This is a genomic window from Streptomyces sp. NBC_01431, assembly GCF_036231355.1.
Taxonomy (GTDB): domain Bacteria; phylum Actinomycetota; class Actinomycetes; order Streptomycetales; family Streptomycetaceae; genus Streptomyces.
Genome location: NZ_CP109496.1, coordinates 2,883,948 through 2,896,819, shown reverse-complemented (window position 1 = coordinate 2,896,819; position 12,872 = coordinate 2,883,948). Strand labels below are relative to the sequence as shown.

At 70.4% G+C, this 12,872-nt stretch carries 10 protein-coding genes, 2 tRNA genes and 1 pseudogene; 9 read left to right on the top strand and 4 right to left on the bottom strand.

Annotated features, from left to right (window positions below; genetic code table 11):
* The first annotated feature begins 9 nt into the window (after positions 1-9).
* The 3 genes from OG522_RS13155 to OG522_RS13145 all read left to right on the top strand — a co-directional run bounded on the left by OG522_RS13155 (position 10) and on the right by OG522_RS13145 (position 2,315).
* Positions 10-83, top strand: a tRNA-Met gene (locus OG522_RS13155).
* Between the two features lie 250 nt (positions 84-333).
* Positions 334-2,166 carry a tetratricopeptide repeat protein gene (locus OG522_RS13150; protein ID WP_329463157.1) on the top strand — a complete coding sequence of 611 codons (1,833 nt, stop codon included), beginning with the start codon at positions 334-336 and terminating at the stop codon, positions 2,164-2,166.
* Positions 2,167-2,241: 75 nt separating this feature from the next.
* Positions 2,242-2,315: transfer RNA gene (locus OG522_RS13145), tRNA-Met, on the top strand.
* Between the two features lie 133 nt (positions 2,316-2,448).
* On the opposite strand, the gene OG522_RS13140 is transcribed toward OG522_RS13145, so the two are convergent.
* Positions 2,449-2,865 (bottom strand): Fur family transcriptional regulator, encoded by a 417-nt coding sequence (locus OG522_RS13140; RefSeq protein ID WP_329463156.1) that lies wholly within the window; start codon positions 2,863-2,865, stop codon positions 2,449-2,451.
* 145 nt (positions 2,866-3,010) lie between these two features.
* Here OG522_RS13140 and OG522_RS13135 point away from each other — a divergent pair, with 145 nt between their 5' ends.
* Positions 3,011-4,462, top strand: a complete 1,452-nt coding sequence (locus tag OG522_RS13135; RefSeq protein ID WP_329463155.1) for a catalase — start codon at positions 3,011-3,013, stop codon at positions 4,460-4,462.
* Positions 4,463-4,521: 59 nt separating this feature from the next.
* Here the strand turns inward: OG522_RS13135 and OG522_RS13130 are convergent, their stop codons facing one another.
* Together OG522_RS13130 and hisN are read right to left on the bottom strand one after the other, a co-directional pair.
* The gene (locus OG522_RS13130) at positions 4,522-4,920 is read right to left on the bottom strand and encodes a CBS domain-containing protein (RefSeq protein ID WP_329463154.1); all 399 of its coding nucleotides are present in this window, start codon (positions 4,918-4,920) and stop codon (positions 4,522-4,524) included.
* A 253-nt stretch (positions 4,921-5,173) separates the two neighbouring features.
* Positions 5,174-5,980 (bottom strand): histidinol-phosphatase, encoded by an 807-nt coding sequence (hisN, locus tag OG522_RS13125; RefSeq protein ID WP_329463153.1) that lies wholly within the window; start codon positions 5,978-5,980, stop codon positions 5,174-5,176.
* A gap of 148 nt (positions 5,981-6,128) precedes the next feature.
* Here hisN and OG522_RS13120 point away from each other — a divergent pair.
* Positions 6,129-6,342, top strand: a pseudogene (locus OG522_RS13120) (TetR/AcrR family transcriptional regulator); the annotation flags it as partial.
* 242 nt (positions 6,343-6,584) lie between these two features.
* Complete coding sequence (locus OG522_RS13115; protein ID WP_329467891.1) at positions 6,585-6,920, top strand: TetR family transcriptional regulator; 336 nt, start codon at positions 6,585-6,587, stop codon at positions 6,918-6,920.
* Positions 6,921-6,923: 3 nt separating this feature from the next.
* Here the strand turns inward: OG522_RS13115 and OG522_RS13110 are convergent, their stop codons facing one another.
* The gene (locus OG522_RS13110) at positions 6,924-8,612 is read right to left on the bottom strand and encodes an ABC transporter family substrate-binding protein (RefSeq protein WP_329463152.1); all 1,689 of its coding nucleotides are present in this window, start codon (positions 8,610-8,612) and stop codon (positions 6,924-6,926) included.
* A 225-nt stretch (positions 8,613-8,837) separates the two neighbouring features.
* Here OG522_RS13110 and OG522_RS13105 point away from each other — a divergent pair, with 225 nt between their 5' ends.
* The 3 genes from OG522_RS13105 to OG522_RS13095 are packed head-to-tail and all read left to right on the top strand — an operon-like array spanning position 8,838 to position 12,863.
* Positions 8,838-9,821, top strand: coding sequence for an ABC transporter permease (locus OG522_RS13105; RefSeq protein ID WP_329463151.1), 984 nt, complete (start codon positions 8,838-8,840; stop codon positions 9,819-9,821).
* 13 nt (positions 9,822-9,834) lie between these two features.
* Positions 9,835-10,749: an ABC transporter permease gene (locus tag OG522_RS13100; RefSeq protein ID WP_329463150.1), complete on the top strand. Its 915-nt coding sequence runs from the start codon at positions 9,835-9,837 to the stop codon at positions 10,747-10,749.
* The gene (locus OG522_RS13095; protein WP_329463149.1) at positions 10,746-12,863 is read left to right on the top strand and encodes an ABC transporter ATP-binding protein; all 2,118 of its coding nucleotides are present in this window, start codon (positions 10,746-10,748) and stop codon (positions 12,861-12,863) included. Before OG522_RS13100 ends, OG522_RS13095 begins: the two co-directional genes overlap by 4 nt.
* Positions 12,864-12,872: the final 9 nt, after the last annotated feature.

The following is a 12,872-nucleotide window of genomic DNA, read 5'->3' as shown; positions in this document are numbered from 1 at the left end:
GTTTACCGACGCGGGGTGGAGCAGCTCGGTAGCTCGCTGGGCTCATAACCCAGAGGTCGCAGGTTCAAATCCTGTCCCCGCTACTCACTGACGAGGGCCCGGATCCTTTCAAGGATCCGGGCCCTCGTCGCGTCCGACCTCCGGCCGACCCGGAGCTGTCCGGTTGCCGCTGCCGCCCGTGGCTGGAACCGACCGGTGTGAAAACTGCTCTAGCCGGGGGGAGTTGGGTACAAGGGGTTTGGCTTGTCTCTCTGTGGGCATGTCGACAAAACGCTGAAGTGACCTCACTGGCTGCGGTATACCAGGTGTACGGCGGTTGCGGGTGGTGCGACGATGGTATTTATGGGGGACAGGGCAACTCTGTTGGAGACAGGGCGGTTTGTGCAGACACGCTCCGATGAGGACGCTGACACCGCTGACGCCGAGACCGAGGCGCGGCACCGGCGTGCCGCCGACCGCGGCGACGCCGAGTCGATGAGCGTCCTCGGCTCCCTGCTGCTGCGCCGCGGTGACCTCGACGGCGCCGAGCACTATCTGCGGGGTGCCACCGCGGTGGGCGACCGGGCCGCCGCCAACAACCTGGGCGTGCTGCTCCACCAGCGCGGCTACGCGGACGAGGCGGCCGGCTGGTGGCGCATCGCCGCCGTCGCCGGATCCGCCGCCGCCGCGCACGCGCTGGGCCGGCACTACCGCGAGCGCGGCGACGAGCCGGCCGCCGAGTACTGGCTGCGCCAGTCCGCCGAACAGGGCCACGCGCTCGGTGCGTACGCCCTCGCCGACCTCCTGGAGCACCGCAGCGACGTGGGCGCGGAGCGCTGGCTGCGCGCCGCAGCCGAACAGGGCCACCGCGAGGCGGCCTACCGCCTGGCCCGCCTCCTTGACCGCCGTACGGACGCGGAGGGGAGCGGCGAGGGCCCCGGTGACATCGCTGTCGCGGAGGCGGGCGAGGGTGAGGGGGCGGGCGAGGAGGCCGAACCCTGGTACCGGCAGGCCGCCGCCCGCGGCCACCGCCGGGCCGCGCTGCACCTCGGCGCGATCCTGGAGAAGCGCGGCGACCTCAAGGAGGCGGGCCGCTGGTACCTGACCTCCGCCAAGGACGGCGAGGCGAAGGCCGCCTGCGCCCTCGGCTTTCTGCTGCGCGATGCGGGCGACGAGGAGAGCGCCGCCGTGTGGTGGCTGCGCGCCGCCCAGGACGGCGACGGCAACGCCGCCAACGCGCTGGGTGCCCTGCACGCCGCGCGCGGTGAGCAGCAGACCGCTGAGCGCTGGTACCGGGCCGCGATGAGCGCCGGAGACGTGAACGGGGCGTACAACCTCGGCCTGCTCTGCGCCGCCCAGAACCGGACGGCCCAGGCCGAGCAGTGGTACCGCAGGGCCGCCTACGCCGGGCACCGCGAGGCCGCCAACGCGCTGGCCATCCTGCTGCTCCAGGCCGGCGACGCGACCGGCGCCGAGCCCTGGTTCTCCAAGGCCGCCGAAGCGGGCAGCGTGGACGCCGCGTTCAATCTCGGCATCCTCTTCGCGAGCCGCGACGACGACCGTACGGCCCTGAAGTGGTACGAGCGGGCCGCGGCCGCCGGGCACACCGACGCGGCGCTCCAAGTCGGCATCGCGCTGCTGCGCGACGGCGAGGAGCACGCCGCCGAGCGGCACCTGCGGTGCGCGGCCGGCGGCGGCAGCTCGGAGGCCGCCTTCCGCCTCGCCACCCTGCTCGACGCACGGCAGCCGCCGCCGGGGCCGCCCGCGCTGGGCGAGCCGATGGCCGAGAAGACCGAGTGCGAGGAGTGGTACGAGCGGGCCGCGCAGCAGGGCCACCGCCGGGCCCAGGTCCGGGTCGGCATGCTCGCCGCAGCCCGGGGCGACCTGGAGGCGGCCGCGCGCTGGTACGGGGAGGCCGCCGAGGCGGGCAGTCGCAATGGCGCCTTCAACCTCGGGCTGCTGCTCGCCCGCGAGGGCCGCGAGCGCGAGGCCGCCCTGTGGTGGGCTCGCGCCGCCCACGCCGGACACGGCCGGGCCGCGCTGCGTCTCGCCCTGCTCGCCGCCCGCCACGGCGAGCTGACCGAGGGGCAGCGCTGGTGCGCGAAGGCGGTGGAGCTGGGCCCCGCGGAGGTCGCCGAACGGGCGGCGCGGCTGCGTGAGGCGCTGCACCAGGAACTCACGGCCTGACGGTCCGGCGGGTTCGGGGCGGCCGGGAAGGGATTTGCACTGGTCCACACGGTCCCGTAAGGTTGGGTTCACCGACGCGGGGTGGAGCAGCTCGGTAGCTCGCTGGGCTCATAACCCAGAGGTCGCAGGTTCAAATCCTGTCCCCGCTACTTGAAGACTGAGGCCCGAATCCTTTGGGGGATTCGGGCCTCAGTCGTGTCAGCTCGAACGTGTCAGCTCGATCAGTGTCATGAAAGAAGCCCTCCGGCGAGTGCCGGAGGGCTTCGGTGTGTCCGGTGGTGCTCAGGCCGCCGCGCAGTTGGGGCAGGTGCCCCGGTAGGTGACCTCGACGGCCGAGACCGTGAAGCCGAAGCGTTCGGTGTCGGGGAGGTCGGCCAGCGGGTTGCCCTGCGGGTGGACGTCGCGGATCGCGCCGCACTGGGCGCACACCAGGTGGTGGTGCGGGCGGTGCGCGTTCGGGTCGTAGCGCTTGGCGCGGCGGTCCGTGGACACCTCAAGGATCTCGCCGAGGGTCACCAGCTCGCCCAGGGTGTTGTACACCGTCGCCCGGGAGATCTCGGGCAGTCGCTCCACCGCTCGCGCGTGCACCTCGTCAGCCGTCAGGTGTACGTGGTCGCCGTCCAGGACCTCGGCCACGACGCGTCGCTGTGCGGTCATGCGCCAGCCGCGTCCGCGCAGTCGCTCCAACAGGTCACTCATGGACACCAGCCTAACAGGGGAGGGGGCCCAGTCCCGAACGGGTGTGGGTTTGGATCGTTGCTTGACTTAGACATTGTCCATTGTAGGATCGGGACCAGTAAACGCCCAGGACAGGACTTTGCAGGAAATGACGCAGGAGGCGCACGTGACGCAGGGACCGCTCACCACGGAGGCCGGCGCGCCGGTGGCCGACAATCAGAACAGCGAGACCGCGGGCGTCGGCGGCCCGGTCCTGATCCAGGACCAGTCGCTCCTGGAGAAGCTCGCCCACTTCAACCGCGAGCGCATCCCGGAGCGCATCGTCCACGCGCGCGGTGCGGGTGCGTACGGCACCTTCACCCTCACTCGGGACGTCTCGCGGTGGACGCGTGCCAAGTTCCTCTCCGAGGTCGGCAAGCAGACCGAGACCTTCCTGCGCTTCTCCACCGTGGCCGGCAACCTCGGCTCCGCCGACGCCGTGCGCGACCCCCGCGGCTTCGCGCTGAAGTTCTACACGGAGGAGGGGAACTACGACCTGGTCGGGAACAACACCCCCGTCTTCTTCATCAAGGACGCCATCAAGTTCCCCGACTTCATCCACACCCAGAAGCGCGACCCGTACACCGGCAGCCAGGAGGCTGACAACGTATGGGACTTCTGGGGGCTTTCGCCCGAGTCCACCCACCAGGTGACCTGGCTGTTCGGTGACCGTGGCATCCCGGCCACGCTGCGCCACATGAACGGGTACGGCTCGCACACCTACCAGTGGAACAACGAGGCCGGCGAGGTCTTCTGGGTCAAGTACCACTTCAAGACCGACCAGGGCATCAAGAACCTGACCCAGGCCGAGGCCAACCGGCTCGCCGGCGAGGACCCCGACAGCCACCAGCGCGACCTTCGCGAAGCCATCGAGCGAGGTGACTTCCCGTCGTGGACCGTGCAGGTGCAGATCATGCCGGCGGCCGACGCGGCGACCTACCGCTTCAACCCGTTCGACCTCACCAAGGTGTGGCCGCACGAGGACTACCCGCCGATCGAGATCGGCAAGCTGGAGCTCAACCGCAACCCGGAGAACATCTTCGCCGAGGTCGAGCAGTCCATCTTCAGCCCGGCGCACTTCGTGCCCGGTATCGGCCCCTCCCCGGACAAGATGCTCCAGGGCCGCCTCTTCGCGTACGGCGACGCGCACCGCTACCGCGTCGGCATCAACGCCGACCATCTGCCGGTGAACCGCCCGCACGCGACCGAGGCGCGCACCAACTCCCGTGACGGCTACCTGTACGACGGCCGCCACAAGGGCGCGAAGAACTACGAGCCGAACAGCTTCGGCGGCCCGTTCCAGAGCGACCGCCCGATGTGGCAGCCGACCCCGGTCTCCGGAGTCACCGGCAACAGCGCGGCGCCCGTGCACGCCGAGGACAACGACTTCGTACAGGCGGGGAACCTCTACCGGCTGTACTCGGAGGAGGAGAAGACCCGTCTGATCGACAATCTGGCGGGCTTCATCGCCAAGGTTTCGCGCGACGACATCGCAGAGCGCGCGATCAACAACTTCCGCCAGGCGGACGGTGACTTCGGCAAGCGGCTCGAAGCCGCGGTCCAGGCCCTTCGCGGCTGACGGACCGCTCGCCGAGGACGGAAGGCCGGATTCCCCAAGGGGGGCCGGCCTTCTGGCGTTCAGTTGGCCATCGCGGCCTCGTGCCGGGCGGGGGCCCAGCAGCGGATGATGTCCCGTACCGAGACGACGCCGACCGGGCCGTCGCCGTCGAGCACGATCAGGTGCCGGAAGCCGCCGTGCGCCATCGCCTCGGCGGCCGCCTGAAGGGTCCAGGACGGCGCCGCGAAGACGACGTCGGTGGTGGTGTGGGTATTGGCCGTCTCGTGATCGGGGTTCTGGCCCAGGCCGATGGAGTTGAGGATGTCGCGCTCGGTGAGGATGCCGAGGCCGCTGGTGTCGGGGTCGAGGACGATGGCCGAGCCGACCCGGCGGGCGGACATCAGGCGGGCCGCCTGACGGAGGGTGTGTGTGGGTCCGATGGTGAGGACCATCGTGCTCATGGCGTCTCGGACGAGCATGGACGGAGCCACCTCCTTGGTGAATTACGGTCCCGGGGCGATCCAGCGTGGTCCGCTCAGGAATGAATTCACAAGTTCACAAGTGGGGGGACTCCTAGAGTCGCATCCGGACCGGCCGTCAACAAGGGGCGGGTAGAGGTCAGCCGAGGGGCGCGTAAAAGTACGACTCACGCCTCTCGTGCATCTCAGCTCCGCCGTGCATCTCAGCCCCGCCGCGAGCCGCGGCCCCCACCGGGCGCCCCTGCCGTGGTGGCTACGCGCCGCCGCCGTCCCCGAGGTAGCCGAGCAGCTCTTCGTGGAGCAGGCCGTTGGAGGCCGCAGCGTTGCCGCTGTGCGGGCCCGGCCGGCCGTCGAGGCCGGTGAACGTGCCGCCCGCCTCCTGGACCACGATCACGTTCGCCGCCATGTCCCACATGGACAGCTCCGGCTCCGCGCAGAAGTCCACCGACCCCTCGGCGACCATCATGTACGGCCAGAAGTCGCCGTACGCCCGGGTGCGCCAGCACTCGCGGGTCAGGTCCAGGAAGTCGTCCAGCTTGCCCCGCTCCTCCCAGCCGCTCAGCGAGGAGTACGAGAACGACGCGTCGGCCAGCTTGGACACGCTGGAGACCTTGAGCCGGGTCGCCGAGGTCAGACTGCGGCCGGTGAACGCGCCGTGGCCCTTCGCCGCCCACCAGCGCCGGTTCAGCGCGGGCGCCGAGACCACGCCGACCACCGGCTGGAAGCCGCCCTCGCCCGCCTCCATCAGGGAGATCAGGGTCGCCCACACCGGCACGCCCCGGACGTAGTTCTTGGTGCCGTCGATCGGGTCGACCACCCAGCGGCGCGGCCCGGTGCCCTCCAGGCCGAACTCCTCGCCGAGGATCGCGTCCCGCGGCCGGGCCCGTTGCAGATGACCCCGGATGAGCTCCTCGGCCGCCTTGTCGGCCTCGCTCACCGGCGTCATGTCCGGCTTGGTCTCGACCTTGAGGTCGAGGGCCTTGAACCGGTCCATGGTGGCCGCGTCGGCGGCGTCCGCGAGGACGTGGGCGAGACGCAGATCATCGTGATAGTCGGGCATGGCCACCACGGTAGCGATCGTCCGCGGTACGGACCACAGCGCCCGCCTCGCAAAACCGTCCGGGTGACCGCGATCCGGAGCCCTTGACAGTGCCCCCGAGCGCGTCAACTCTGAACTCGGAACCACCGGACGCCCCCGGGGAGCGGCCATGTCCACAGCGCGGGAAGCCCTACTGGACGCCGCTCTGTCGGCACTCGCGGGGCTGCCGTGGTCAGGGGTGCGGATGGTGGACGTGGCGTTGGCCGCCGGGGTCTCGCGGCAGACCCTCTACAACGAGTTCGGAAGCAAGGACGGTCTGGCCCGCGCGCTCGTGCGCCGGGAGGCCGATGTTTATCTGCGGGGCGTCGACAGAGTGCTCGCCGAGCGCCCCCAAGCATCTCCGACAGGCTCCGATGCAGGGGGAACCCCCATCCAAGCATCTCCGACAGGCTCCGATGCAGGGGGAACCCCCATCCAAGCATCTCCGACAGGCTCCGATGCAGGGGGAACCCCCATCCAAGCATCTCCGACAGGCTCCGATGCAGGGGGAACCCCCATCGACCCCACCGACCGCCTCGTCCACATCGCCGAGTGGACCGTCGGCGCGGCCCGTTCCAGTGCCCTCGTGCGGGCTCTGCTCACGGGCTGCTGGAGCGAGCGGCTCCCGGCGCCCTCGCGCCGCACGACCGCCACCGTGTCCCCGGTGCCCGCCCAGCGCCGCGCGGATGCCGGGGTGCCGGGCCCCGCCGAGCTGCTGGCCGCCGTACGGGACCGGGCGTGCGCGGCACTGGAGAAGGAGGTGCCGGGCGCGGACCCGGCGGAGCTGTGGCGGTTCTGCGAGACGGCGGTGCGGCTCGGGCTCTCCTACGTCGTGGCCCGCGCGGGCACGGCCGAGGGGCCCTCGGCCCATATCCGCGCGGTCCTCGCCGTCGTCCCCGTACGCCCAACGGGCCGCACCTGAGCGCTACTTGACCCAGCCGACCTTGGTGTAGTCAGTGGCTCCGAGGCCGAACGCGCCGAAGTTCGCCAGGCCCTTGCGGACCGCGTCGATCTCCGGGCGCTGATACAGCTCGATGGAGTGGCCGAGCTTCCAGATCTGCTGGTCGGCCTCGTTGTAGAGCTTGATCGACTCCGCCTTGTCGGTGGTCTCGCCCGCCTTGGTCAGCAGGGCGTCGATCTCGGGTGAGCCGACCGAGCCGAAGTTCTGGAAGAGGTTCTTGCCCTGGGGCTGCCGGAACGTCGGCGTCAGCATCGTCTGGTAGACGGCGTCGACGTTGCGGAAGCTGACGAGGTCGAAGTTGCCGGTGTTGACGAACTTGGGGAAGTAGTCGTTGGCCGGGACCTTCTTGATGTTGACCTTCACGCCGACGGCGGTGAGCTGCTGCTGGACCAGTTCGGCCTGGTCGGTCTGGGCCGAGGTGCCGCCCGCGCTCAGCGTGTAGTCGAGGCTGAGCTCCTTGCCGTCCTTGGTGCGCGTCCTGCCCTCGCCCGGACTCTTCCAGCCCGCCTCGTCCAGGAGCTTGTTCGCCTTCGCGGGGTCGTACGTGTCGAACTCGCTGGAGTTGTCCTGGTACCCCGCCTGGTTCGGCATGAAGAAGTGGTTGTTCAGCGGGGCCAGTTGGAAGGAGAGGTCCTTGGCGAAGCTCGCGTTGATGCCCTTGCGGTCGACGGCCGCCTGTACGGCGTTGCGCACCTTGACGTCCTGGAGCGGGCCGTGACCGCCGTTGAGGGTGATGTGCACCTCGTCCCAGCGGGCGCCGCGCCGGATGTCGGTGGTGGGGTCCTTCGCCAGCCGCTTGTAGTCCTCGGGCAGCAGCGCGGGCGCCTCGTCGACCTCCTTGTTGAGGTACGCCTCGGTCTTGGCGGCGCTGTCGAGGACCCGGTAGACGATCGTGTCCAGCTTGGGCTTCGGGCCCCACCAGGCGGGGTCCGGCACCAGCGTGACGGTCTGCGCGGTCTTGTCGTACGTGCCCACCTTGAAGGCGCCGGCGGTGGCCGCCGCCTTCTGCGACCAGCCCTTGTTGAACTTCTCCGGGGTGTCGATGTACGCGGCCGGGTACAGCGGATCGAAGAGGCGCTGCCAGTCGGCGTACGCCTTGGCGAAGGTGACCTTCACGCCGTGCTCGTCGGCGCCCTGCTCGACCTTGGACACCTGGTCGTAGCCGGAGGTGTCGACGGCTTCGTACGCCGGGTTCGAGCCGTTCAGCGCCTTCCACTGCGCCTCGAAGTCCTTCCAGCTCAGCGGTGTTCCGTCCGACCACTTGGCCTTCGGGTTGAGCTGGTACTCGACCACCTGCGGGCTGGTGGAGACGACCTTCGCCGAGACGAGGTAGCTCGGGTTGAGGCGCTGGACGCCCTTGGCGTCGGGGTCGAACAGGTCCGGCATGACGGCCATGATCAGGTCCTGGGCGTCGCCCTGCTGGCCGTCCACCTGGTTGATGTTGTACTGCGTGATCCACTGGTCGATGCCGAACCGCAGCGACCCGCCCTGCTTGAGGTCCGCCACCGGCCGGGCGTTGATGTTCTGCCCGTCGGCCTGCGGGGCGGCCTGCTTCTTCGCGGAGTTGTCGTCCTTGCCGGAGGAACCGCAGCCGGACACCACCACAGTGGCCGACAGGGCCGCGGCGATGGCGATGACGGTGGATCTGCGCATCGGAATACTTCCTCCGGTTCTGGGCGGCCTGATCGAGGCCGCAGCTTGCGCCGACGGTAGGGCGATCACACAGGTTGCTGCGAGGGGTGCCGGAATGCCGACATACTTTCTTAGCATGTCCGCAACAAACAAGGGCCAAGCTGGATCAACAAGCCGACGTACTGGACCGATTGAGCCTGCCGCGGCCGTGATCCCCTGACGATCCACTGCGGAGGACCAACGCCCGTGGCCGCCTTCCTGGCGAAGCGACTCGGCTACTACGCCGCGCTGTTGCTCGCCGCCGTCTGCCTGTCCTATCTGCTCGCCTCGTACGCCCTGGATCCGCGCGCGTACTACGAGGGGCGCCAACCCCCCTTGTCCGCGGCCTCCGTCGACCACCACCTCACGGCGCTCGGGGTCAACGACCACACCCCACTGCTCTCCCGCTTCGCCACCTGGGCCGGGCACGCGCTGCGCGGCGACCTCGGGCAGACCATCGACGGGACGTCGGTGGGCGCCGAGTTCGGGCGCCGGATCGGGGTGAGCCTTCGACTGCTGCTGCTCGGCACGATCGCCGGAACCGTGATCGGGGTGCTCGCGGGCGCCTGGACGGCGGTGCGCCAGTACCGGCTCTCCGACCGGGTCGTGACCCTGGCGTCCTTCGCCCTGCTCTCAACTCCCGTGTTCCTGCTGGCCGTTCTGCTCAAGATCGGCGCCATCTGGTTCAACCAGAAGACCGGCACCGAGGCCATCCAGTTCACCGGTGAGAGCACTCCGGGCGTGAACTCCGGTTTCTGGGCGGTGTTCAAGGACAGAGGCGTCCACCTCCTGCTCCCGACCATCTCCATCGGCCTCGGCACCATCGCGAGCTACAGCCGCTACCAGCGCTCCACCATGCTCGACGTGCTCGGCTCCGACTACCTGCGCACGGCCGCCGCCAAGGGGCTCGCGCGGCGCACCGTCCTGCTCAGGCACGGCCTGCGCACGGCCCTCATCCCCATGTCGACGTACTTCAGCTACGGCTTCCTCGCCCTGTTCACCGGCGCCACCTTCACCGAGACGATCTTCGGCTGGCACGGCATGGGCGAGTGGTTCATCTCCTCCATCGGCAAGAACGACGTCAACTCGGTGGTCGCCGTCAACGTGTTCGCCGCCGTGACCGTGCTCCTGTCCGGCTTCCTCGCGGATGCGCTGCACGCCGCGCTCGACCCGCGCATCCGCAACGCCTAGGAGTACGCCGACCATGACCGCCGTCATCGAAAGCGCCCTCGGCGCCGAACCCGCCCCCCGCCCGGCCGGCCGGGCCACCGTCGTGCTCCGCCGGTTCATCCGCAACCGCGGCGCGCTGGCCGGCGCGGTGCTCCTCCTCCTGCTCTTCCTGCTGGCCTTCGCCGGGCCGCTGATCAGCCCCTGGGACTACACCCACATCGACTACACCGCGCTGCGCGGGGCGCCGAGCGCCGACCACTGGTGGGGCACCAACCGCATCGGCCAGGACGTCTTCGCGCAGACCGTGCGCGGACTCCAGAAGTCGCTGCTCATCGGCCTGCTCGTGGCCCTGTTCTCCACCGTGCTTGCCTCGCTGGTGGGTGCCTGTGCCGGGTACTTCGGGGGATGGCCGGACCGGATCCTGATGTTCCTGGTCGACCTGCTCCTCGTCTTCCCCTCGTTCCTGATCATCGCGATCATCTCGCCGCGGCTGCGCGGCGGCGGCTGGTTCGCGTTCGTCGGGCTGCTCGCCGTGTTCGGCTGGATGATCACCGCGCGGGTGGTGCGCTCGATGACGCTCTCCCTCAAGGAGCGCGAATTCGTCCGGGCCGCCGTCTTCATGGGAGTGGGCCCCTTCCGGATCATCTGGCGGCACATCATCCCCAACCTCGCCTCCTTCCTCATCATCGACGCGACGATCGCGGTCGGCGGCGCCGTGATGAGCGAGACGGCACTGTCCTACTTCGGGTTCGGCGTGCAGTCACCGGACGTCTCGCTCGGCACGCTGATCGCGAGCAGCACCGGGGCGGCCGTCACCTACCCCTGGATGTTCTTCTTCGCGGCCGGACTGCTGATCGTGTTCGTACTGGCGGTGAACCTGGTGGGGGACGGGCTGCGGGACGCGCTCGATCCGACAACCCGCCGCAAGCGCAAGGGAGTTGAGCGATGAGCGCCGAAGTCCTCACGGTGCGGGACCTGGCGGTCGACTTCGACGGGGTGCCCGCCGTGCGCGGGGTGAGCTTCTCGCTGGCCCGCGGCGAAGTCCTGGGCCTGGTCGGCGAGTCGGGCTCGGGGAAGTCCGCCACCGCGCTCGCGATGCTCGGCCTGCTCCCCTCGAACGCGACGGTACGGGGCTCGGTGCGGCTGGGCTCGACCGAGCTGGTCGGCGCCTTTGACCGGCAGCTCTCGACGGTGCGGGGCAACCGGATCGGCATGGTGTTCCAGGACCCGCTCTCCGCGTTCACGCCGGTGTACCGGATCGGCGACCAGATAGCGGAGGCCGTCCGCGCGCACCAGGACGTCTCCCGCGAGCGGGCGCGGGCACGGGCCGTGGAACTGCTCGACCTGGTCGGCATACCGGAGCCGGACGTACGGGCCTCGGCCTTCCCGCACGAGTTCTCGGGCGGGATGCGGCAGCGGGCCATGATCGCGATGGCGATGGCCAACGACCCCGACGTGCTGCTCGCCGACGAGCCGACCACGGCACTGGACGTGACCATCCAGGCCCAGGTCCTCGACGTCCTGCGCACCGCCCAGCGCGAGACCGGGGCGGCGATGGTCCTGGTCAGCCACGACCTCGGGGTGATCGCGGGGGTGGCCGACCGGGTGGCGGTGATGTACGCGGGCCGGGTGGTGGAAACGGCCCCGGTGGACGCGCTGTTCGCGCAACCCGCGATGCCGTACACGATGGGGCTGATCGGCGCGGTGCCGCGGCTGGACTCGGCGGGAGGCGCGCTGGTCCCGATCCCGGGCTCGCCGCCGGCGGCGGGCGGCGTCGTGGACGGCTGTGCCTTCGCACCGAGGTGCCCGCTGGCAGAAGCCCGTTGCACGCAGGCGGTGCCGCCGCTTCGGAGCGTGCTCCGCGGGGTGGAACCCGATGGCCTCGGCGGAAATCAGGTCCGCGCCTCGGCTGAGGAGGGGGCGGAGCCCCCTGGGGGCGTGGGGCACCTTGCCGCGTGCGTGAGGGCGGCGGAGATCGCCGAACAGGGGCTCGGGGTCCTCGACGTGTACCCCGTACCGGAGATACCCGTACCCGCCCAACGCGCCGCGGGCGACCCGGTGTTGAAGGTCGACGGCCTCATCAAAACCTTCCCCGTGCTGAAGGGCGGAGCCTTCAAACGACGGGTGGGCACCGTGCACGCCGTCGACGGCGTCGACCTCGCCATCCGCGCCGGGGAGACACTCGCGCTGGTCGGGGAGTCGGGATCGGGCAAGTCCACCACCCTGTTCGAGCTGCTGAGCCTCGAACGCCCCGAGGGCGGTGCGATCGAGCTGTTCGGGAAGGCGCCCGCGGGGCTCGGCACATCCGAACGGCGAGCGCTGCGCGGCCAGATGCAGATCGTGTTCCAGGACCCGATGGCCAGCCTCGACCCCCGGATGCCCATCGGCGACATCATCGTCGAGCCGCTGCGCGCCCAGGGAGGCGACCGGGCGAGCGCGGCGCGCCGGATTCCCGCGCTGCTCGAACAGGTCGGGCTCGACCCGGCCGCCGCCGACCGCTTCCCGCACGAGTTCTCCGGCGGGCAGCGCCAGCGGATCGGCATCGCCCGCGCCCTGTCGGTCGAGCCGAAGCTCCTCGTCCTGGACGAACCCGTATCGGCACTGGACGTGTCCGTGCAGGCCGGGGTGCTCAACCTGCTGCGCCGTCTCAAGTCCGAACTGGGTCTCGCCTACCTCTTCGTCTCGCACGACCTGTCCGTCGTACGGCACATCGCGGACCGGGTGAGCGTCGTCTACCTGGGCCGGACCGTCGAGGCCGGCACCGTCGAGGACGTCTTCGAACGCCCCCGCCACCCCTACACCCAGGCCCTGCTCTCCGCCGTACCGCTGCCGGATCCGGAACGCGAGCGCGAACGGCAGCGCGGCCGCATCCTGCTCGCCGGCGACCCGCCGAGCCCCACCCGCCGCTACGAGGGCTGCCGCTTCCGGGGCCGCTGCCCGGTGTACGCACAGCTGGAGGCGGAACAGCGCGAGCGCTGCGCGGCCGAGGACCCGCGGCCCACCGCGCACGGCGCCGACCATGTGGCGGCCTGTCACTTCCCGCGCGTGCGAGAGGTCGTCTGAGGTGCCCGC